The organism is Streptomyces sp. NPDC093598, assembly GCF_044764825.1.
Taxonomy (GTDB): Bacteria; Actinomycetota; Actinomycetes; order Streptomycetales; family Streptomycetaceae; genus Streptomyces.
In genome coordinates this window covers 562,303-582,466 of the sequence record NZ_JBIWIV010000002.1, presented here as the reverse complement: position 1 = coordinate 582,466, position 20,164 = coordinate 562,303, and the positions used below count along the sequence as shown (strand labels likewise).

Genomic DNA, 20,164 nt, shown 5'->3' with positions numbered 1-20,164 from the left:
GCCCCGGCCGGAGGTGAGTTGACAGCCTCCGGCCGGGCGCGTCAGAGTCCCCGCTGATGGAGATCGACAACATGACACCCGCCGAGGAGCGGGTGTGGCGCGCCTTCCCCCGCGGTCAGGACGTGGACTTGCGGGGGCCGGCGGACGAGGACCCGGCGCGGGGCGCGGACTGGGGCCCCGAACGGACCGTGCGGGCGGCCGTGGTGCGGGCCCTGCTGCTGAGCGCCCCGCAGGAGGACGGGGAGACGGCCGCCCTCCGACTGGCGGGCGCGCGGATCACCGGCGTGCTGAACCTCCAGTACGGCGGCATCGACCACGCCGTGCGCCTCAGCGACTGCTTCTTCGAGGACGTGCCCGTCCTGTACGCGGCGCGGCTGCGCCAGCTGAACCTGCGCGGCTCGGTTCTGCCCGGCTTGGACGCCGCCACCCTGCGCGTGGACGGCGTCCTGCGCATGTCGGACTGCCTGTTCGAAGGGCCCGTGCGGCTCGGCGGGGCGCAGATCTCCGGTGCGCTGTTCATGGACGGGGCCGACATCGAGGAGCCGCCCGCCGGTGAGCCGGCGCTCCAGCTCAACCACGTGACGGTCGGGGACGGCCTGTCGGCGCCCGGTCTGCGGACGCGCGGCGAGGTGCGGCTGACGGGCACGTCGGTCGCCGGCTCCATCGACCTCAACAGGGCGCGGCTCGAGGCCGGCGCCGGCGAGGTCGCCGTGGACGCGGAGACGCTCACGGTCGAGGGCGACGCCCTGCTGCGCGAGGCGGACGTGCTGGGCTGGATCGGGCTGCGCGGCGCCCGGATCGCGGGCCGGCTCGACCTGTCGCACGCGCGGCTGGTGAACCCGGGTGACGCGGCGCTGCGGGCCAGCAGTTGCACCATCGGGGAACTCTGGCTGCGCAAGGGCCCTCGTCTGGAGGGCACCCTCAATCTGCGCCGCGCCCAGGTGGACGTGCTGTTCCTGGAGCCGGAGGTGGTCCCCGAGGAGGTTCTGCTCAACAGCCTCGTCTACACCTCACTCACCCCGCACGAGCCCGCCGAGCGGCGCCTGGCGATGCTGGAGCGGGACGGCGAGGGTTATGTCCCGCACGCCTACGAGCAGTTGACCGCCGCCTACCGCAGGATCGGCGACGACGACGCCGCCCGCCTCGTCCAGCTCGCCAAACAGCGCCGCCGGCGCGGCACCCTGCCCTGGTACGGCCGGCTGTGGGGCCATGTGCAGGACGCCACCGTCGGCTACGGCTTCCGCCCCCTGCGGGCCGCGGGCTGGCTGGTGTCGCTGCTGGTGATCGGCTCCCTCGCCTACGCCCTGCACCACCCCCAGCCGCTCAAGGCGGACGAGGCACCGCGGTTCAACCCGGTCTTCTACACGCTCGACCTGCTGCTGCCGGTGATCTCCTTCGGGCAGGAGGCCGCGTTCGCCCCCACCGGCGGGTACCAGTGGCTCTCCTACGCCCTCGTGCTCACCGGCTGGATCCTCGCCACCACCGTCGTCACCGGCATCACCCGGACCGTCAGCCGCCAGTGAGCGCCCGCACCGCGTGCTGTGCGGCCAGCCGCACCGGGGCGTTGGCGGCGCCGTAGCCCCGGTAGCCGCCGTCGCGCTGGACCAGTTCGAGGAAGACCCGGCCGACGGTGCGGGTGTAGCAGTGGCGGAAGACGCCGTGGGCGTCGCGGTCGTAGAGGATGCCGAGGTCGCGGTAGGTCTCCAGCTCGCCGTCGGCGAACTCGAAGCGGGCGGCCAGGTCGTCGTGGTAGTTCGCCGGAACCGGCAGCAGGCTGCCGCCCGCCTCCCGGAAGCGGCGGGCGGCGGTGACCACGTCGTCGGTGGCCAGGGCTATGTGCTGGGCGTGGACGGTGTCGTCCGCGGGCGCGGCGCCGACGGTGAGGGCGATCCGGACGCTGCCGTCGGGCGTGGTGACGGCGCGGCTGCGCATCAGCCCGTAAGGGTCGGCGACGTCCACGCTCTCCTGGGCGTGCAGCCCGAGCACGCCGCGGTGGAAGAGGGCCGCCTCGTCGAAGTGGTGCCAGGGCTGAGTCAGGGCGACGTGGTCGATGCCCCGGATGCCCGCCTGTGCCCGGGCCGGGCCGGTGTCCTCGAAGTCGGCGCGCCAGTCGGGCAGTTCGGGGCGGCCGGTGGCGCAGAAGAACAGCTCCGTGCCGTCGGGCGCGGCGACCGCGTCCAGCGGGGCGTCCTGCGGTGCCCGGCGGCGCGGCAGCACGGGCGCGAGCAGTGCCTCGGCGCGCCGGGCCGCTCCGGCCGGGTCCGGCGACTCCAGCCCGATCGCGGCGAGCTGGGCGCCCTCGCGGCGGACGGCCGGCCCGGTGTTGACGAGGATCCGGGCCTCACCCTGCTCCCACAGGGCGACGGGCTTGCCCCGGTGGCGTGCCGTGCGGGTGAAGCCGAGGGCGCCGAGCAGGGCGCTCAGGGGTTCGGCGTCGGGCGTGACCAGCTCGGCGAAGGCTACGCCGGTGGGGACCACCGGGTCCGGCAGAGGCGCCTTGCCCACCGCCTCCTCGAGGAGCAGCAGGGAACGCCGGGCGTCGACGGCGGTCGGGCCTGCCTCGGCCTGCCGGAACACGTCGTTGAAGACCTCAAGGGACAGCGGTCCGTCGTAGCCGGTGGCCAGCACGTGCCGCAGCAGACCCGCGACGTCGAAGCCGCCCTGGCCGGGGAAGCAGCGGTAGTGCCGGCTCCACCGGAGAACGTCCATGGCGAGCAGCGGGGCGTCGGCGAGCTGGAGGAAGAAGATCTTCTCGCCGGGGATGGCCGCGATGCCTTCGAGGTCCTCGGGCGCGGAGCCGCGCGAGAGGATGTGGAAGCTGTCCAGGCAGGTGCCGAGCGCCGGGTGCCCGGCGGCCTCGACGATGCGCCAGGCGTGGTCGTAGGTGCTGACGTGCCGCCCCCAGGCGAGCGCCTCGTAGGCCACCCGGACGCCGGACTCCCGCGCCAGGTCGGCGAGCCGGCTGAGCTGCTCGGCGGCGAGGGCGTCGTCGTCCACCGCCCGTGGGCAGACGCTGGAGCAGACGAGGACCGTTCCGGCGCCGAGCCTGCGCATCAGCTCGAACTTGTGCCGGGCCCGCCGCAGGTTGCGGGCGAACTCGGCCTCGGGGACGGCCTCGATGTCCCGCATCGGCTGGTAGAGGTCGACGGTGAGGCCGAGGTCGGCGCAGCGGGTGCGGATCTCCTCGGGGGTGAGAGGGCTGGCCAGCAGGTCGTTCTCGAAGATCTCCACGCCGTCGAAGCCGGCCCGGGCCGCGGCGTCGAGCTTCTCGGTGAGGGATCCGCTGAGGGAGACGGTGGCGATGGACGTCCGCACGTGGGTACCTCTCTCTAGTTCGAAGCCCCGACGGCCCCGGCCAGCGCGGTCAGGTCCGACAGCATCCGCGCGGCGTCGGGTTCCCGGCCGGTGAACAGGCGGAACGCGTCGGCTGCCTGGAAGGCGGCCATGCCTCCGCCGTCGAGGGTGGCGCAGCCGAGGGCGCGGGCGGTGCGCAGCAGCTCGGTATCCAGCGGGCGGTAGACCACCTCGGCCACCCACAGCCCGGGGTGGAGCAGCCCGGCGGGCAGGGGCAGGCCGGGGTGGGCGGCCATGCCGGTGGGCGTGGCGTGGACGATGCCGTCGGCGTGCGTGAGGAGTTCCGCCTGCCGGTCCGGCGCGGCTGCGTCCGCACGGCCCGCCCCGAAGGTCCGGTTCAGGGCTTCCGCCAGGGCGGCGGCGCGCTCGGGCAGGGCGTCGACGACGGTGATCCGCTCGGCGCCGAGGGTGAGCGTGGCATGGGCGACGGCCGCGCCCGCACCGCCGGCGCCCAGCTGCACGACCCGCTCCAGTGGCGCGTCGGGCAGCCCGCGCGCGAAGGACGCGGCGAAACCGGTGACGTCCGTGTTGTGGCCGACGGCCCGGCCGTCCTCGAAGACGACGGTGTTGACCGCGCCCAGCGCCGCGGCCTGCGGGGCGAGCGCGTCCAGGTGCTCGATGACGAGCTGCTTGCAGGGGTGGGTGATGTTGAGCCCGTCGAAGCCCAGGTCGCGGGCGGCCCGCAGCAGATCGCCCACCGCCTCGGGCGGCACCCCGAGGGCGTCGATGTCGATCAGCCGGTACACCAGGCGCAGACCCTGCCGGTCGGCCTCCCGCTCGTGCAGCGCCGGGCTGAGCGACGGTCCGATGCCGGAACCGATCAGTCCGACGAGATAGGACTCCTTGGGCACGCGCGCCTCCCGAGCGGCTCACTCATGTACGAACCAGTACGTTAGCTATAGCAGTCGAGCACGGGCTCGGGAAGACCCACCGGCCGGACGGGTCCCTGCTTCTAGAATCACCGGCACCGGCCCCTCCGCCCGAAGGAACCTGATGACCAGCGTCGAAGAACCGGCACGACCTGGCGAGCGCATCCGTGACGCCGCCCGCACCCAGGCCGAGATCCTCGACGTCGCCACCCAGGAGTTCGCGCGGGCCGGCTACGACGGGGCCCGGGTGGACGAGATCGCCGCCCGCACCCGCACCACGAAGCGGATGATCTACTACTACTTCGGCGGCAAGGAACAGCTGTTCACGGCCGTGCTGGAGCGGGCGTACGGCGTGATCCGGGAGGCCGAGCAGCAGCTCGACGTCGACCATCTCGACCCGGTGGCGGCCATCCGGCGGCTGGCCGAGGTGACCTTCGACCACCACGAGCAGCACCCCGACTTCATCCGCCTGGTCAGCATCGAGAACATCCACGAGGCGCAGCACATCGCCGGCTCCGAGGAGCTCGGGAAGATCGGCTCCCCCGCCCTGGACGTGATCCGCCGGATCCTGGCGTCGGGCCAGGAGTCGGGCCTGTTCACCGCCGACGTCGACGCCGTCGACCTGCACGCGATGATCTCCTCCTTCTGCTTCTTCCGGGTCTCCAACCGGCACACCTTCGGCGCGCTGTTCGGCCGCGACCTGCTCGACCGGACGCAGCGCGCGCACTACCGCGCCATGCTGGGCGACATGGTGATCGCGTACCTGACGGCGGAGCGCGCCTCGGACTGAGACGTCCGCGCACGACCCCTTGACACCCACGGCACACGGGCGCAGCATCACTGGCCATCCGCTACTAACTATCCAGTGGGTTAATTAGCCGCGATCCGGCACGTCCCCCTCTGCTCGCCCTTCTTTCTGCTCCGCCTGTGGTGGAGCCCGCCCAAGGAGCCGCCGTGTCCGTCCCCGCCCTGCCCGAAGGGGCCGCCGCCCTGCCCGGACAGCCCAGGAAAGCCGCGACCGCCGCCTGGATCGGCAGCGCGCTGGAGTACTACGACTTCTTCATCTACGGCAGCGCCGCCGCGCTGATCTTCCCCGAGGTGTTCTTCGACGAGTCCGACCCGGCCACGGCGACCCTGCTGTCGCTCGCCACGTTCGGTGTCGCGTACGCCGCCCGCCCGGTCGGCGCGCTGGTGCTCGGGCACGTCGGCGACCGGGCGGGCCGCAAGAAGATCATGGTCTTCACGCTGATGCTGATGGGCCTGTCCACGTTCCTCATCGGCTGTCTGCCGACCCGGGACCAGGTCGGCAATCTCGCCCCGGCCCTGCTCGTGCTGTGCCGGGTGCTGCAAGGCATCTCGGCGGCGGGTGAACAGGCCAGCGCCAACTCCATGACGCTGGAACACGCGCCACCGGGCCGGCGCGGCTTCTTCACGAGCTTCACCCTCAGCGGCACCCAGGGCGGCCAGCTGCTGGCCACGCTGGTCTTCATCCCGGTCGCCGCGCTGCCCGAGGACCAGTTGCTGTCGTGGGGCTGGCGGCTGCCGTTCTGGCTGAGCGTCGCGGTCGCCGTCGTCGGTTACGTCATCCGCCGCAAGCTGGACGAGACGCCGGCCTTCGCCCAGCAGGCCGCCGAGGAGGGCGTGGCCGAGCTGCCGCTCGTGATCCTGCTCCGCGAGCACTGGGCGGACGTGCTGCGGGTGATCGCGGGTGCGCTGGTCGCCTCGGTCAGCACGATCTTCACGGTGTGGGCGCTGGCGTACGCCACCAGCGACGCGGTCGGCATGTCGCGTACGGCCATGTTGTGGGTGGGTGCGCTGGCGAACGTCGTCGCGCTCGCCGCGATCCCGCTGTGGGCGACGCTGTCCGACCGGATCGGACGCCGCCCGGTGTTCCTGATCGGCGCGGCCGGCAGCGCGGTGACGATGTTCCTGTACCTGTGGGCGGTCTCCACGGGCTCCTACCCGCTGACGTTCCTGACGGGCGTCGTCTGCTTCGGCGTGGTCTACAGCGCCGCGAACGGTGTGTGGCCCGCCTTCTACGGCGAGATGTTCGCGACCCGGGTCCGGCTGTCCGGCGTGGCCATCGGCACCCAGATCGGCTTCGCGGTGGCCGGGTTCGCGGTGACGTTCGCCGCGCAGATCGCGGGGCCGGGCGGTGACGACTGGTCGGCGGTCGCGCTGTTCACGGCGGCGTTGTGCGTGCCGCCGGTGATCGCGGCGGTGTCGGCGCGGGAGACCCACCGGGTTCCCACGGAGGTGCTCGGTGAGCGTCCGGCTCGGGCGACCGCGGAACCGGAGAAGGTGACGGCCTGAGGCCACCGTGTGCGAGTGCGTGGGGCTGGTCGCGCAGTTCCCCGCGCCCCTGAGGGGCCCTCCCCGGGCCTCGATGCGTTCCGGCCCTCGCTCTCCTGTTCCTGCGCGATCATGGACCGTTTCTGCACCACGCTGGGGTCTGAGGCGGTCCGGGCGGGGTATGCCGGAACTCACCTCGACGAGCGCGACGGGAGAAGAGCCATGGCACAGCTGCGACAAGAGGTCGATCCGGGTGAGGCCGGGCTGGATCCGCAGGTGCTGGGCCGCCTGGACCGGCACTTCGCCCGGCTGGTCGACGAGGGACGTCTGCCGGGCTTCCTCGTCTCCGTCGCCCGCGGCGGGCGCGTCGCCCACCTCACGACGCACGGCCTGCGCGACATCGCGGCCGGGCTCCCGGTCGAGACCGACACGCTGTGGCGGGTCTACTCCATGACGAAACCGGTCATCGCGGTCGCCGCGCTGCTGCTGGTGGAGGAGGGCCGACTGGCGCTGGACGACCCGGTCGCCGACCATCTGCCCGCCTTCGCCGGCCCGCGGGTCTACGTCGGCGGCTCCGGGGCCGACGTGGAGACCCGCCCGGCCGAAGGTCCGATACTCGTGCGGCATCTGCTGACCCACACCTCGGGTCTGACCTTCGGCTTCTACCACACCCATCCCGTCGACGCCCTGTACCGCGAGGCCAACCTGGAGTCGTCGGTGCCACCGGGCGCGGACCTCGCGGAGACCATCGAGGTGTACGCGAGTCTGCCGCTGCAGTTCGAGCCGGGCACCGAGTGGAACTACTCGGTGGCCAGCAATGTCCTGGGCCGGATCATCGAGGTCGTGTCCGGACGGCCGCTCGACGCGTTCTGCGCCGAGCGGATCTTCGCACCGCTCGGCATGACGGACGCGGGCTTCCACGTCACGGACGCGCAGGCGCCCCGGCTGTCCGAGATGTACGGCGAGAAGGAGGGCGGCGGCATCGAGCCGATCCCGGGGCTCCCGCTGCGCGGCCGGCCGCGGTTCCTGTCGGGCAGCGGCGGCATGGTGTGCTCGGCCCACGACTACCACCGCTTCATAGAGTTGCTGCGCCGCCGGGGCGAACTCGACGGCGTGCGGCTGCTCGCCCCGCGGACCGTGGACCTGATGACCCGCAACCACCTGCCCGGCAATGCCGACCTGCGGGCCTTCGGCAGCCGCCCCGCCCACGACGAACCCGGCAACGAGGGGCTCGGCTTCGGCCTCAACTGCTCCGTGGTGATCGACCCGTCCCGCACCCTGGCGCCGTCCGGGCTCGGCGCCTTCGGCTGGAGCGGCGTGGCCACGACGACGTTCTGGGTGGATCCGGGCCGCGACCTGACGGTGCAGTTCATGACGCAGGTGCGGCCCAGGACCTCCCACACGGTCTTCAGGGACCTCAAGCGGCTGGTGCACGAGGCCCTGTCGGACTGATGCCCGCTACTGGTCGACGCGGAGCGTGAACCCGACCCCGTCCCGGGCGAGTTCCCGCAGCCACTGCTCGGACCGGGCGGCCGTCTCGGCGGCGCGGTTCAGGCCGGGCGGCAGGGAACCGTCCAGGATGTGACGGACGCCCAGCGCGAGGGTCCGCGAGACGCAGCGGGCCATCGCGCTCTCCTCGGCGTCGCCCACCAGGTCGAGGAGGTAACCGCCCTTCCACGACCGCCCCGACTCGGCGCGCACGTCCAGCGACACGGCGAGGACGACCCGGTCGCGGTCGTCGTCCGTGGTGGGGTAGGTGGCGGCCAGCTCCCGGGCCAGGGCGGCGATCCGGGCGTCGTCGCCGGTCTTGAGCTCCTCGAAGACACCGTCCCAGGCGCGCAGCCAGCCCTCCAGGCGCAGGGTCCCGCGTACGAACGTCCGCGGTGTCCAGGCGTCCGGCAGCCCGTACTGCGCGACGAAGGGGACGCTGTCGCGGTTGGGGTAGACCTCGAAGGTCTCGCCTTCCACGACGTGCCGCCGGGTCGCCTCCCAGGGCCGCTCGGCGACCGTCTCCGCACCGCCCTCGAGGTAGCGGGCCGGAGAGCGCAGGGCGCCCAGGACGCCCGCGGGTGCCCAGCTGAAGCGGTACGTGAAGTCGTTCGGGACGGCGGGGACACCGCCGCAGTACGACGTGAGGGTGTACGAGGCGGGCGTCCCGTCACCGATCGCCTCCCGGGCCCGGGCGACCAGGGCGTGGGCGAAGAGGTGGTCGATGCCCGGGTCGAGCCCGGCCTCGGTGAGGACGACGAGCCCGGCCTTCCCTGCGGCGGGCACCTGCTCCAGCACCGCCTCCGACACATAGCTGGAGCACGCGAAGTGCGCCCCCTGCCGTACGCACTCGGCGAGCAGCGGGGCGTGCTCCGGGGCGGGCAGCATCGACACGACGACGTCGCCCGGGGCGAGTTCGGCGGCGAGAGCGGACAGTGTGTACGCGCGGGGCTCGGCCCGGCCGGTGAGGCCCAGCCGGCCGAGGGCGCCGGCGGCGCGGCTCTCGGTGCGGTGCCAGAGCCGGACACGCTCGGCGGTGTCGCACAGCGCGGCGAGACCGCTGCCCGTGGACAGGCCGGCGCCGATCCAGTGGACGGTGCCGCTCGCCGCCGCCGGTTCAGTGGTCAACGGATTCCCCTTTGTCGAGGCCGTGGGCACGGGACTCCGCACGGAACCGGTCCAGGCAGCGCCCCCAGGGCCCGGAGACGCCGAAGTCGAGCAGGTGGGGCAGCAGGGCGGCCGAGAAGTCGGCGCTGGACTCCAGGGGCAGCAGGGAGGGCAGGTTGTCGATGGCGATCAGGTCGAGCGGGGGTTCCTCGCGCAGCCGGCGGACCGGCTCGTCCCAGTCGGTGGTCTCGTCGTACACCGGCAGGACGTTGAGCGGGGAGCCGACGTCGCACGTCACGTCGCACAGGGTGCGCAGCCGGCGGTCGGCGGTGTCGAGGTCCTGCTCGCGCAGGAAGGGCGGGACGGGGGTGGTGGCGAGCACCGCGTTGACCATCACGTCGTGGCCCAGCAGGGCGGGGCGGTCCAGGTCCCGGGTCTCGGGGAGGTCCCAGCAGGTCGGGTCGACGCCGGCGGTGGCGAAGGCCGCGCGGGCACCGCGGCCGCTGCGGCCCAGGGCGCCGATGACGAGGCCGGTGAACTCGGTGTCACCGGCGGCGGGCCTCAGCGTCTCGTCCAGGTCTTCCTTGGTGGTCGGCGTCAGTGGTGCCCGCAGCCGGCCCCGGGGCCGGAGCACGGCCAGCGCCGCACCCAGATATCCGGCCCAGAAACCGAAGGCGGCCAGACGCCGTCCGGTGTCGTCGACCAGGTACTCCAGGTCGAACAGCGCCCCGCCCCCGGCGGCGAACCGGCCCAGCAGGTCCGCCGCTCCCGGCTGGCCCTTGTAGGCATGGCCGAAGAAGATGTGCCGGTGCGTCAGTGCGGCCGGCTCGTCGGGCAGTTCCTTCAGGCCGAGCACGACGGCGTCCCGCGGCGCCGTCACCCAGGAGCCCGCGGGGGCGACTCGGCAGCCTGCCGCCTCGTACTCCTCGATCGGGAAGACCCGCTGCGGGGACTCCTCGACGGTCAGTCGCACTCCGTGCCCGACGAGCCGCCGGGCGTCGTCGGGCACGATCGGAGTGCGTCGCTCGGTCGTGCGGGCCTCGTGGCGCAGCCACAGATGGAGCTCGGTCATCGCAGATGGGCCTCCGGCGTGAGGCGTCGGCCACTGAGGACCGACGCTCAAGGGGCGGACGTCCACGAAGCGTACGCGTCAGGAGGAGCTGACCACCGCGTCCAGGTGGGGCAGGTGGTGGTCGAGGCGTTCCCGCTTGGTGCGCAGATAGGTGATGTTGTTCTCGCACGGCGGGATCAGCAGCGGAACCTGCTCGGCGACCGTGATGCCGTGGTCCACCAGTGCCTCGCGCTTGCGCGGGTTGTTGGACATCAGGCGCACCGACCGCACGCCCAGGTCGTCCAGGATGCGGGCGGCGACGCCGTAGTCGCGGGCGTCGACGGGCAGGCCGAGGGCGAGGTTGGCCTCGACGGTGTCCAGGCCCTCCGCCTGGAGGGCCATCGCGCGCAGCTTGGCGAGCAGGCCGATGCCGCGGCCTTCATGCCCTCTGAGGTAGACGACTATGCCGGCGCCCTCGGCGACGACCGCGCGCAGGGCGGCGTCGAGCTGGTCACCGCACTCGCAGTGCTGGGAGCCGAAGGCGTCGCCGGTCAGGCACTCCGAGTGCAGCCGGATGAGGACGTCGTCCGTGCCGATCTCTCCGTAGACGAGCGCCACTTGTTCGTCACCGCGGTCGTGGTCCAGGTAGCCGACCGCCTGGAATTTCCCGTACACGGTGGGCAAGGGCGCATTCACAACGCGTTCCACGCCGGTCCGCTGCGCCGACTTCTTGCCGAGTACGCCAATTTTTTCTGTCATGATTCTCGAGTTCCTAAGCAGAGACGAAAGGCCGTGACGTTATGAGTGATCTGGTGCCGGCGGACACCACGGAAGACGTACGGACGCGGGGCGCCGGTGTCTCACGGCAGGTCGCGGTGCTTCCCGTGGGGAGCTTCGAGCAGCACGGTCCGTACCTCCCGCTGGCGACCGACACGCTCGTCGCCTGTGCCGTCGCGCGGGAGATAGCCGGCGCGTACCCGGTGCACCTCCTTCCTCCGGTGACGATCTCGTGCTCGCACGAGCACGCGGCCTGGCCGGGGACCGTCAGCATCTCCTCGGTGACCCTTCATGCGGTGGTACGGGACATAGCGGCTTCGCTCCGCCGGTCCGGGGTCGACGCCCTGGTGGTGGTCAACGGGCACGGCGGGAACTACGTGCTGGGCAACGTGGTTCAGGAGTCCTCCGCCCGCGGCGAGACGATGGCGCTCTTCCCGGCTCCTGAGGACTGGGAGGCGGCGCGCGAGCGGGCGGGTGTGGTCACCTCGCTGCTCACCGACATGCACGCGGGGGAAATAGAAACCTCCATCCTTCTGCACGCTCATCCCGAAATGCTCCGACCCGGTTATGAGACCTCCGATTTCGTCGCTGACGACCGGCGTCATCTGCTCACCCTCGGCATGTCCGGCTATACCGATTCCGGTGTCATCGGGCGTCCTTCGCTGGGTTCGGCGGAAAAGGGGAAGGAACTCCTGGCGAGCCTCGCGGATTCCTTCGGTGCGTATTTCTCGATGCTGGCCTCCGACGCGTAGTCAGCAGCGGCCGCGGGGCCGGGTCCCGGGTCGGGTACGACGGACCGGGCCCCGGCCCGCGGGCCCGCGTACCAGCGGGCGACGAGCACGATCAGGCCGGGCAGGCTCGCCACGAGGCTGAGCACGCCGTAGACGACCGCGACGGCGAGTCCCCGGCCGGCGCCCAGGCCGGCGGCGCCGAACGCCCAGGCGGTGACGCCCTCCCTCGGCCCCCAGCCGCCGACGTTCAGCGGCAGGCCCATCGCCAGCAGGGCGAGGACCGCGAGGGGCAGCAGGACGGCCACGGAGGCGGCGGTCCCGGTGACACGGGCGGCGAGTACGAACATCGCGACGTAACCTGCCAGCACCACCACGGAGGAGACAACCACTCCGGGCCCGTTCCGCCGGGACAACAGCCCTTCGCGGGCCTCGGCGAGCGCCGCGCGCAGCTTACGGCCGCGACGGGAGGGCGCCGCGCGGTTCATGCGCAGGGCGAGGACGACGGCGAGTGCGCCCAGGGCGGCCAGGGCCGCGAGCGGGGCGAGGTGCCGGGCCTCGGCGAGCACCGGGGACGGCATGGTCAGCAGGACGACGGCACCCACGGCGAACAACGCGATCTGCCCGGCGGCCCGTTCGAGGACGACGGCCTTCACGCCCCGCCGCACATCCCCCTCGCTCTGCCCGTGCCGCACGGCCCGGTGCACATCGCCGAGGACGCCGCCGGGCAGGGCCGCGTTCAGGAACAGCGCGCGGTAGTAGTCGGCGACGGCCGGACCGAACGGCAGCCGGATCCTGAGTCCCCGGGCCACGATCGCCCACCGCCAGGCGCTGAAAACGGTGGTGACGAGCCCGATTCCGAGCGCGAGCAGCAGCGACACGCCGTCGATGCGCCGCAGCCCGTCCAGGAAGACACCGGTACCGAGGCGCCAGAACAGCACGCCCAGGATGGCGATTCCGGCGACGGTGCCGAGGTGCGTACGGACCTTGGGAGAGCCGAGGCGGGCCAGGGCCGAACGGATCGGGCCGGGCGACGACGTGCCGGTGCCGTCCGGGCCCTTGCCGTCCGGGCCGGTGCCCGGCGACGGGGCTTCGGCCGTCCGGCCGGGGCCGGCCGGGGCCGAGGCGGCGGGCTCGCTCCTGTCGCCCACGGCCGGGCGCGGCACGGCCGCCTCCGCCCGGGCCGTGTCCGCCGCACCGGATACCGCCGCGGGCACACAGGCGCCGCTGCCGGTCGCGGACGACCGGGGGTTCTCGGTGAGCGTGGTGCGCGGACGCGTTCCCGTCGCCTGAGGGCTCATGACGCTCCGCCCGCCGGGCGGGACAGGGCCAGGAGGTCGATGTGGTGGACCGTGACCTGCAACTCGCCCGCGGCGCAGGCCGCCAGCCGGTCGTTCAGGTAGACGTCGGCCTCGGCCCGCAGCTCGGGACGCTCCTCGACGGCGGCGCCGACCCAGCCGCGCAGCCACTGCTCGGTGAGCGCGGCCTGCTCGGGGCCGAGCCGCCACGGGCTCGGGTGCAGCCGCACGGTCGCGCCGTGCTCGGTGAACGCCTCGGCCGCCGCCGTGACCGCGTCGGGTCCGAGCAGGCCGTCGCGGCGCTGGTGGTCATTGAACGCCTGGGCGATCTGCGCGTCCAGCGGGTGGGACGGGGTCAGTTCCACCCGCCCGGCGACGGACAGGGTCAGCAGGGCGGGGCAGCCGGCTCCGGCGCACGCGGCGGCGAAGGTGTCGATCTCCTCGCGGGTGAGGACGTCCAGCAGGGCGGACGCGGTGACCAGGGACGCGCCCTGCAGGGCGTCCGGGGTGAGACGGGCGATGTCGCCGCGCCGCGTCTCCACGGAGACCCGGCTGCCGTCGGCGGCCGAGCGCGGAGAGGCGACGGCGGCGAAGTGCAGCAGGTAGGGGTCACGGTCGTGCAGGACCCAGTGCTGGGCGCCGTCCAGCCGGGGCGCGAGCCAGCGGCCCATCGAGCCGGTGCCGCAGCCCAGGTCGTGGATGACGACGCCGCCCGACTTGCCCGGCAGGTTGGCGAGCCGGATGCGCAGGGGGTCGAGCAGGTCGTGTGCCCGCGCGGCGGCATCGGCCGGCTCGCGCAACTCCAGCCACTCGGGCGCGTACCGGGGCGGATCGTCGGGGCTGGCCTCCCGCAGCTTCACGGTCGGCCGCGAGCCGGGCTTGCCGCTGGGTCCGGCGCCGGGGATGACGGCACCGGGGACCTGCCCGGGACCGAACGCGACGCTGGAGCCCAGCCCCGGGATCACGGCGTCACCGGCCTGCCCCGGCCCGGACTGCCCGCCCGGCCCGGCGTCCGGGGTCACGCCGTCCGTCACCGTGACCTCCCTCGGGCCGGGCTGGGCCGGGATCGTGCCGCTCTGCTGAGTCGTCGCCGGGTTCGTCATGCGACCCTCCGGGGATCGGTCGGGAGCCGGCGCAGTACCGCCGCCAGGCTCTGTGCGGTCGTCGCCCAGCCGTCGAGGGCGGCGCGGCGGCTGCGGGCGGCGGCCTTCAGCCGGCGTCGGACGTCCGCCTCGCCGAACCAGCCGCGCAGTTCGGCGGCGATGGCCGCGGGGTTCTCCGGCGGGACGAGGATGCCGGGCACTCCGCCGTCGGGTGCGCGGCCGACCGCCTCCGGCAGCCCGCCGACGTCCGTGGCCAGCACCGGGATGCCCCGTGCCAGGGCCTCGGTCACCGCCATGCCGTACGTCTCGGCGTAGGAGGTGAGGACCATCAGGTCGGCGGTGGCGTAGCCGGCGTCGAGCTCCGCGCCGGACTTCGGCCCGGCCAGCTCCAGCCGGTCCTGAAGCCCGTGCTCGGCGATGAGGGACCGCAGATGGGCGACGTACTCCGGGTCCTGGGTCAGACTGCCGACGCACACGCAGCTCCACGGCAGGTCGGTCACCGTGGCCAGCGCCTCGACGAGCCGGTGCTGGCCCTTGCGCGGGGTGACGGCGGCCACGCACAGCAGGCGCGAGACACCGTCGGTGCCGGGCGCGAGGGGCGCGATGTCGGCGCCGGGGGCGGCGACGTGGACCCGCTCGGGGGGAAGGCCGTGGTGGGAGACGAGGCGGCGGACCGCCCAGTCGCTGGTGGCGATCACCGCCGGCACCGCCCGCAGTACGGTCCGCTCCCTGGCGTCCAGTTCGGCGGCCACGGCGGCGTCGAGCCCGGTCTCGTCGCCGAGCGGGAGGTGGACGAGGACGGCGATGCGCAACCGTTCCGTCTCGGGCACGACGACCTCCGGCACGCCGCAGGCCACCAGCCCGTCGAGCAGGACGACTGCCCCGTCGGGCAGTGCGCTCAGGGTGCGGGCGAGTTCGGCACGGGCGCCGGCCTCGGGCCGGGGCCAGTCACCGGCCACGGCGTGCTTGGTGACCTGCCAGCCGAAGCCGGGCAGGTCCAGGCACACGCGCCGGTCGTAGGCGTTGCCGCCGCTGGGTGCCGTCGGGTCGTCGACGCCGCCCGGCAGCACGAAGTGCACGGTGCGCAGGGACATGGGGATGATCTCGGCGTTCTTCAGGGAGGCGTGCTGCACGGGAACATAATTCAGCCGCGCCGGTGCCGGACCCATGTGCTCGGGCCGTTCGACCGTCGTGTCGGTCACAGCGCACGCTCGTAACTCGCCCAGGCGATGTGCGACTCGTGCAGCGTGACCGTGAGGCCCGCGATGCCCTTGGCGCCCTCGCCGAGCGCGCCCTTGTGGATGCGCTCGGCCAGCCGGTCGGCGATGACCTTGGCGAGGAACTCCGTGGAGGTGTTGACTCCGGCGAAGTCGGGCTCGTTGTCGAGGTTGCGGTAGTTCAGCTCGCTGACGACCGCGCCGAGTTCCTGGGTGGCCAGCCCGATGTCGACGACGATGTTGTCCTCGTCCAGCTGTTCGCGCCGGAACGTGGCGTCCACGAGGAACGTGGCTCCGTGCAGGCGCTGGGCCGGTCCGAAGACGTCGCCACGGAAGCTGTGGGCGATCATGATGTGATCGCGGACGGTGATGCTGAACAACGGACGACCCTCCAGGTGCGGCGCGTCTGCTCCCCGCTCTCGGTGCCGGGGATGCCGAGTAGTACGGCTCGTTGCCTTCCCCTGTTCAGCCTTCGGTACGTCTTTTCTCAGGTCAGGCGCTCTTGTCGCGGCGAAACTCGTACCGGATGGAACGAATCGTCAGCCGATGCGTCGATCGCTCTCGTCGTAACGGACGCGGTGGCACAGCGCGGGGACCTCGCCGGAGACCAGCTTGGGCAGCACGTCCGGCAGGTCCTCGAAGGCGGATTCGCCGGTGATCAGGGCGTCGAGCGCGGGGTCGGCGAGCAGGTCCAGGGCGACTGCGAGCCGGTCGGCGTAGGTGCGGTTCGCGCGGGCCGGGGAGACGGTGCCGACCTGGCTGCTGCGGATGACGAGCCGCCGGGAGTGGAAGGCCTCACCGAGCGGGAGGCTGACCCGCCGGTCGCCGTACCAGCTGAGTTCGAGGACGGTTCCCTCGGCGGTGAGGAGTTCCAGGGACCTGGCGAGACCCTGTTCCGTGGCGCTGGCGTGCACGACCAGGTCGCGGTCCCCGTCGGCGTCCTGCGGCGTGGCGAAGCCGACACCGAGCGCCTCGGCGATCTTCGCGCGGGACGGGTCGGCGTCGACCAACTGGACGCGGACGCCGGGGAACCGGGCGAGGAGGGCGGCCACCGAGCAGCCGACCATGCCGCCGCCGACCACGGCGATCCGGTCGCCGACCAGGGGCGCGGCGTCCCACAGGGCGTTGACGGCGGTCTCCACGGTCCCGGCGAGCACGGCCCGTTCGGCGGGCACGGTGTCCGGGACGGGGGTGACCGCGGTGGCCGGGACGACGTAGCGCGTCTGGTGCGGGTAGAGGCAGAACACCGTGCGGCCGGTGAGCTCCTCGGGCCCTTCCTCCACCACGCCGACGTTGAGGTAGCCGTACTTCACCGGGCCCGGGAAGTCGCCCTCCTGGAACGGCGCGCGCATGGCCGTGTGCTGGCTGGCGGGCACGCCGCCGCGGAAGACGAGCGTCTCGGTGCCTCGGCTCACGCCGGAGAACAACGTGCGGACCAGCACCTCACCCTCGCCGGGTGCCGGCAGGGTGACGTCCCGGATCCCGCCTCGCCCGGGCGAGTCGATCCAGAACGCACGTCCCGTGTGCTTCATCGAAGTCCTCCTGAACGATCGGGAAGCTGCTTGCGTACCGAGGGGTGCACAGGCCGCGCACAACGTAGCGGCGTTGATCGACTCTGTCACACGGCCGGAGGGTGTTCGGTGGCCCTGAACAACACGTACGACGCGAGGCTCGTCCAGCAGGAGACCGCCCTGGGGGCGGGCGTGCAGGTCCTGCTGCTGGCCCTGATCGGCACGGCGATCGGGATGGGGCCGGCGGGCTGGCTGACCGGCCTCGCGTTCGCGATCGCCACCTGGGCGGTGCTCTCCCGGGCCCTGCACCGCTCCCGGCTGCGCTCGTTCGGCGCCGCCAACCGGGTCACCCTCGGCCGGGCCACCCTCGTCGGCGGGGTCACCGCACTGGTCGCCGACTCCTTCCAGAGCTCACCGCCCGTGTCGCTGTTCGTCGGCCTGACGGCGGTGGCGCTGATCCTCGACGGCGTCGACGGCAAGGTCGCCCGCCGCACCGGCACCTCGACCCCGCTGGGCGCGCGCTTCGACATGGAGGTCGACGCGTTCCTGATCCTCGTGCTGAGCGTGTACGTGTCGATGCAACTCGGCCCGTGGGTGCTGCTGATCGGCGGCATGCGGTACGTCTTCGTCGCTGCCGCCCGGGTGTGGCCCTGGCTGACCGCCGCGCTCCCGCCGAGCACCGCCCGCAAGACGGTCGCCGCCCTCCAGGGCGTGCTCCTGCTGGTCGCGGGCGCCGGTCTGCTGCCGTACGCGGGCAACTTCGGCGTCGCGGCCCTGGCCCTGGGCCTGTTGGTCTGGTCGTTCGGGCGTGACGTGCTGTGGCTGTACCGCACCTCCCGGGTGGTGGAGCCGGTGGCGCCCCGCCAGGTGCGGGAACTGGTCGCCGGCTGACCCCAGGCAGGGCGGGGCGGTCAGTCGTCGAACCGCCCGCGCGCCGCCTCGATGTGACCGAGGTACCGGTGGGTCCAGCCGCAGATCGCGTCGACCGTGGCGCGCAGGGCCCGGCCCGGCTCGGTCAGGGTGTACTCGACCCTGGGCGGCACGGTGGGGTAGACCGTCCGGTCGACCAGGCCGTTGCGCTCCAGCATCCGCAGGTTCTGGGTCAGCATCTTGTGGCTGACGCCCTCGACCTCGTCGCGCAACTCGCTGAAGCGCAGGGTGCGTTCGCCGAGGGCCTCGATGATCAGAAGCGCCCATTTGTTGGCCACGTCGGAGAAGATCTCCCGGGCCAGGGAGTCCGCCCGCCGCAGGTCCGCGTTCTCGGGCAGGTCCCTCAACTGCTTGGTCACCATGTGGTGCCCCCGTTACGGAAAAGTGCGTTCTTCCAGGTCGGCGTTCACTCTCTTACGGTTTCCCAGTAACCGCAAGAGAGCGCGAACAGGCGCTCGACGGAAGGACACCGACTGTGACCACCACCGACGTCTACGACCACGGCATCCCGGCCGAGAACCACTTCGGCTACGCCCAGGCGATCAGGTCCGGCGATCTGATCCACGTCTCCGGGCAGCTCGCGTTCGACGAGGCGGGCGGCTTCCACCCCGAGGACGACCTCACCGCCCAGCTGGAGCGGACCTACATCAACCTCGACAGGGTCCTTGCCCATTACGGCGTGACGCGCAACCAGATCGTCTCCCAGACGCTGTACGCGGTGGACCTGGTGCGGAGCGCCGAGGTCGTGGCGAAGGCCAACCGGGCGTACTTCGGCGCCCACCGCCCGGTCAGCACGGCCCTGGGCGTCACCGAACTGACGTTTCCCGGGCAGCTCGTCGAGATCAGCTGCGTGATCGACACGAAGCTGCCCGCCTGAACGGGCCGGTCAGCGACGCGTGCCGGTACCGACCAGGGTCCGCTCGTACGGGTCGAGCAGCACGCCCCGCACCTTGGTCGAGACGCCGGCGATGATCCGCTGGTGGGCCAGCGGCACGACCGCGTCCGTGCCGAGGATCGCCGCCTCGGCGGCCATGGCGGCGTCCTGCCGCTCTCCGGTGCCGTCGGTGTCGACGGCCTCGGCGACGGCCCGGTCGAACTTCTTGTCGCACAAGCGGGCCAGGTTGTAGGCGCCGTCGCAGGTGAAGTCGCTGCCGAGGATGCCGACAGGGTCGCCGGTGTCCAGGAGGCTGTCGCGGGCGCCGATGAACGCGTCGAACTTTCCGGCGAGCGCGTCGCTCTCCAGCCGTGAGTACTCGCGCACCTCCGGTTCCACCGTGAAGCCCGCCTTCTGGAGTGGTTGTTGCAGGACCTGGGCGACCTCGGGGAGCTCGGGCCGGTTGTCGTAGGTGGCGAGGGTGATCGGCGTACCGTCGGGCCGGGCCGCCTTCGCCCGCCCGGCCGGCCGGCTGAACCCGCTTGCTGTCGGCCCAGGTGACGGCAGGGCCGAAAAGGCCGGCGCCCGGGTCGGCGTACCCCTCGAAGACGCCCTTGCCGAGGGCGGAGGAGTCGATCGCCGTGCGGGCGGCGGCGTGCAGCCCCGCGTGCTTGAAGGGGCCGGTCCTGGTGTTGAGGTGAAGGCTGGTGGTCCGGGTGGTGCCGGCTTCCCTGAGGGTGGCCTTGTCGAGGGTGGCGGCCTGGGCGACGGGGATCGCCTCGGCGATGTCGACGTCGCCGGTGCGGACGGCGTTGGCGCGTGCGGTGCCGTCCTTGACGAAGCGCGCGTCGATGCCGGCGGCGTGGGCGAGGCCGCCCCAGTAGTCGTCGAAACGGTCGAGAGTGGCGGAGCCGCTGCCGACCTCGGTGATCTCGAAGGGCCCGGTGGCGGTGCCGACCGGAGTGGGACTGCCCTTCTTCTCGTACCCCTTCGGGGAGAGGATCGTCAGGTTCGGCCCGGCCAGGCGCATGGGCAGGACGGGGTCGGGCGCGGTGGTGGTGATGCGGATGCCGCTGTCGCCGTCGGCCTTCGCACTGAGCCGCACACCGGCGAGTGCGGCGGGTGCGGGCTCGGCCTTCGCGGCCCGGGTGAGCGCGGCGGCCACGGGCCGCGGGGGTGACGTCCGTGCCGTCCTGGAAGGTGCCCTCGCGCAGGGTGAACCGCCAGGTGCGGTCGTTCCCCCGGCGCCAGGACCGGGCGAGTGCGGGGGCGGCGGCGCCGTTGGCGTCCAGGGCGGTCAGCCCTTCGGTGACGCCGAGCCGGCTGAGCAGGGTGGCGTCGGCCCCGTACGGCGAGAAGTTCTCGGCGGGCGGGAAGGCGAGGGCGACGCGCAGCCGGGCCCCCGACGGCCCGCCCTTCGACGACGACTCCCCACCGGGCGAGACGAAGCAGCCTGCCAGACACGGCACGAGGGAACACGCCGGCCAACCGGGTGACTCACGCCCGGGAACGCACCGACTCCCATACGGAGTAGGCAATTTGACACCGACAGGCATCACTCCCTA

17 protein-coding genes and 2 pseudogenes are annotated in these 20,164 nt (G+C 72.9%); 7 read left to right on the top strand and 12 right to left on the bottom strand.

Features of this window, described 5'->3' with window-relative positions:
• Window positions 1-56: 56 nt before the first annotated feature.
• Complete coding sequence (locus tag ACIRDU_RS08635; protein WP_403576138.1) at window positions 57-1,523, top strand: membrane-associated oxidoreductase; 1,467 nt, start codon at window positions 57-59, stop codon at window positions 1,521-1,523.
• Here ACIRDU_RS08635 and ACIRDU_RS08630 read toward each other — a convergent pair.
• Together ACIRDU_RS08630 and ACIRDU_RS08625 are read right to left on the bottom strand one after the other, a co-directional pair.
• Window positions 1,510-3,315, bottom strand: a complete 1,806-nt coding sequence (locus ACIRDU_RS08630) for a bifunctional sugar phosphate isomerase/epimerase/4-hydroxyphenylpyruvate dioxygenase family protein (protein ID WP_403576136.1) — start codon at window positions 3,313-3,315, stop codon at window positions 1,510-1,512. The genes ACIRDU_RS08635 and ACIRDU_RS08630 overlap by 14 nt on opposite strands.
• Window positions 3,316-3,329: 14 nt before the next feature.
• On the bottom strand, window positions 3,330-4,205 hold the full coding sequence (locus tag ACIRDU_RS08625; protein WP_403576134.1) for a shikimate dehydrogenase: 876 nt from the start codon (window positions 4,203-4,205) through the stop codon (window positions 3,330-3,332).
• Between the two features lie 142 nt (window positions 4,206-4,347).
• On the opposite strand from ACIRDU_RS08625, the gene ACIRDU_RS08620 reads away from it, so the two are divergent.
• The 3 genes from ACIRDU_RS08620 (at window position 4,348) to ACIRDU_RS08610 (ending at window position 7,967) form a co-directional block, all read left to right on the top strand.
• Window positions 4,348-5,013 carry a TetR/AcrR family transcriptional regulator gene (locus ACIRDU_RS08620; protein ID WP_403576132.1) on the top strand — a complete coding sequence of 222 codons (666 nt, stop codon included), beginning with the start codon at window positions 4,348-4,350 and terminating at the stop codon, window positions 5,011-5,013.
• Window positions 5,014-5,177: 164 nt separating this feature from the next.
• A complete protein-coding gene (locus ACIRDU_RS08615) occupies window positions 5,178-6,536 on the top strand; it encodes an MFS transporter (RefSeq protein ID WP_403576130.1) in 1,359 nt (452 codons plus the stop codon).
• 201 nt (window positions 6,537-6,737) lie between these two features.
• Complete coding sequence (locus ACIRDU_RS08610; RefSeq protein ID WP_403576128.1) at window positions 6,738-7,967, top strand: serine hydrolase domain-containing protein; 1,230 nt, start codon at window positions 6,738-6,740, stop codon at window positions 7,965-7,967.
• Window positions 7,968-7,973: 6 nt separating this feature from the next.
• Here the strand turns inward: ACIRDU_RS08610 and ACIRDU_RS08605 are convergent, their stop codons facing one another.
• From ACIRDU_RS08605 to ribA, 3 genes are all read right to left on the bottom strand, one after another.
• Entirely contained in the window at window positions 7,974-9,131 is a 1,158-nt protein-coding gene (locus ACIRDU_RS08605; RefSeq protein ID WP_403576126.1) for a saccharopine dehydrogenase family protein, read from the bottom strand.
• On the bottom strand, window positions 9,121-10,182 hold the full coding sequence (locus ACIRDU_RS08600; RefSeq protein ID WP_403576124.1) for a saccharopine dehydrogenase: 1,062 nt from the start codon (window positions 10,180-10,182) through the stop codon (window positions 9,121-9,123). Before ACIRDU_RS08600 ends, ACIRDU_RS08605 begins: the two co-directional genes overlap by 11 nt.
• 78 nt (window positions 10,183-10,260) lie before the next feature.
• Window positions 10,261-10,920 (bottom strand): GTP cyclohydrolase II, encoded by a 660-nt coding sequence (gene ribA, locus ACIRDU_RS08595; protein ID WP_403576122.1) that lies wholly within the window; start codon window positions 10,918-10,920, stop codon window positions 10,261-10,263.
• A gap of 41 nt (window positions 10,921-10,961) precedes the next feature.
• Between ribA and ACIRDU_RS08590 the strand changes: the two genes are divergently transcribed.
• Window positions 10,962-11,690 (top strand): creatininase family protein, encoded by a 729-nt coding sequence (locus ACIRDU_RS08590; RefSeq protein ID WP_403576120.1) that lies wholly within the window; start codon window positions 10,962-10,964, stop codon window positions 11,688-11,690.
• A 107-nt stretch (window positions 11,691-11,797) separates the two neighbouring features.
• On the opposite strand, the pseudogene ACIRDU_RS08585 reads toward ACIRDU_RS08590, so the two are convergent.
• The 5 genes and pseudogenes from ACIRDU_RS08585 to ACIRDU_RS08565 form a co-directional block, all read right to left on the bottom strand.
• Window positions 11,798-12,967, bottom strand: a pseudogene (locus tag ACIRDU_RS08585) (lysylphosphatidylglycerol synthase transmembrane domain-containing protein); the annotation flags it as partial.
• On the bottom strand, window positions 12,964-14,067 hold the full coding sequence (locus tag ACIRDU_RS08580; RefSeq protein ID WP_403576118.1) for a methyltransferase domain-containing protein: 1,104 nt from the start codon (window positions 14,065-14,067) through the stop codon (window positions 12,964-12,966). The gene ACIRDU_RS08580 and the pseudogene ACIRDU_RS08585, both read right to left, overlap by 4 nt.
• Window positions 14,064-15,269 carry a glycosyltransferase family 4 protein gene (locus tag ACIRDU_RS08575; protein ID WP_403576116.1) on the bottom strand — a complete coding sequence of 402 codons (1,206 nt, stop codon included), beginning with the start codon at window positions 15,267-15,269 and terminating at the stop codon, window positions 14,064-14,066. Before ACIRDU_RS08575 ends, ACIRDU_RS08580 begins: the two co-directional genes overlap by 4 nt.
• Window positions 15,266-15,664 carry a 6-carboxytetrahydropterin synthase gene (locus ACIRDU_RS08570; RefSeq protein ID WP_030843501.1) on the bottom strand — a complete coding sequence of 133 codons (399 nt, stop codon included), beginning with the start codon at window positions 15,662-15,664 and terminating at the stop codon, window positions 15,266-15,268. Before ACIRDU_RS08570 ends, ACIRDU_RS08575 begins: the two co-directional genes overlap by 4 nt.
• Window positions 15,665-15,823: 159 nt before the next feature.
• Window positions 15,824-16,816 (bottom strand): zinc-binding alcohol dehydrogenase, encoded by a 993-nt coding sequence (locus tag ACIRDU_RS08565; protein ID WP_403576114.1) that lies wholly within the window; start codon window positions 16,814-16,816, stop codon window positions 15,824-15,826.
• Window positions 16,817-16,924: 108 nt separating this feature from the next.
• On the opposite strand from ACIRDU_RS08565, the gene ACIRDU_RS08560 reads away from it, so the two are divergent.
• Window positions 16,925-17,686: a CDP-alcohol phosphatidyltransferase family protein gene (locus tag ACIRDU_RS08560; protein ID WP_403576112.1), complete on the top strand. Its 762-nt coding sequence runs from the start codon at window positions 16,925-16,927 to the stop codon at window positions 17,684-17,686.
• A 20-nt stretch (window positions 17,687-17,706) separates the two neighbouring features.
• Here the strand turns inward: ACIRDU_RS08560 and ACIRDU_RS08555 are convergent, their stop codons facing one another.
• A complete protein-coding gene (locus ACIRDU_RS08555; RefSeq protein WP_062930210.1) occupies window positions 17,707-18,087 on the bottom strand; it encodes a helix-turn-helix domain-containing protein in 381 nt (126 codons plus the stop codon).
• 113 nt (window positions 18,088-18,200) lie between these two features.
• Between ACIRDU_RS08555 and ACIRDU_RS08550 the strand changes: the two genes are divergently transcribed.
• Window positions 18,201-18,602 carry a RidA family protein gene (locus ACIRDU_RS08550; protein ID WP_403576110.1) on the top strand — a complete coding sequence of 134 codons (402 nt, stop codon included), beginning with the start codon at window positions 18,201-18,203 and terminating at the stop codon, window positions 18,600-18,602.
• 9 nt (window positions 18,603-18,611) lie between these two features.
• Here ACIRDU_RS08550 and ACIRDU_RS08545 read toward each other — a convergent pair.
• Window positions 18,612-20,155 (bottom strand): annotated as a pseudogene (locus tag ACIRDU_RS08545) (ABC transporter substrate-binding protein).
• Between the last annotated feature and the right edge of the window lie 9 nt (window positions 20,156-20,164).

Excerpts from the sequence above, each read along its gene's own strand:
- ACIRDU_RS08620 (WP_403576132.1), top strand. The coding sequence starts at position 4,348 with ATGACCAGCGTCGAAGAACCGGCACGACCTGGCGAGCGCATCCGTGAC.
- ACIRDU_RS08610 (WP_403576128.1), top strand. The coding sequence starts at position 6,738 with ATGGCACAGCTGCGACAAGAGGTCGATCCGGGTGAGGCCGGGCTGGAT.
- ribA (WP_403576122.1), bottom strand. The coding sequence starts at position 10,920 with ATGACAGAAAAAATTGGCGTACTCGGCAAGAAGTCGGCGCAGCGGACC.
- ACIRDU_RS08590 (WP_403576120.1), top strand. The coding sequence starts at position 10,962 with ATGAGTGATCTGGTGCCGGCGGACACCACGGAAGACGTACGGACGCGG.
- ACIRDU_RS08565 (WP_403576114.1), bottom strand. The coding sequence starts at position 16,816 with ATGAAGCACACGGGACGTGCGTTCTGGATCGACTCGCCCGGGCGAGGC.
- ACIRDU_RS08600 (WP_403576124.1), bottom strand. The coding sequence starts at position 10,182 with ATGACCGAGCTCCATCTGTGGCTGCGCCACGAGGCCCGCACGACCGAG.
- ACIRDU_RS08555 (WP_062930210.1), bottom strand. The coding sequence starts at position 18,087 with ATGGTGACCAAGCAGTTGAGGGACCTGCCCGAGAACGCGGACCTGCGG.
- ACIRDU_RS08580 (WP_403576118.1), bottom strand. The coding sequence starts at position 14,067 with ATGACGAACCCGGCGACGACTCAGCAGAGCGGCACGATCCCGGCCCAG.
- ACIRDU_RS08635 (WP_403576138.1), top strand. The coding sequence starts at position 57 with ATGGAGATCGACAACATGACACCCGCCGAGGAGCGGGTGTGGCGCGCC.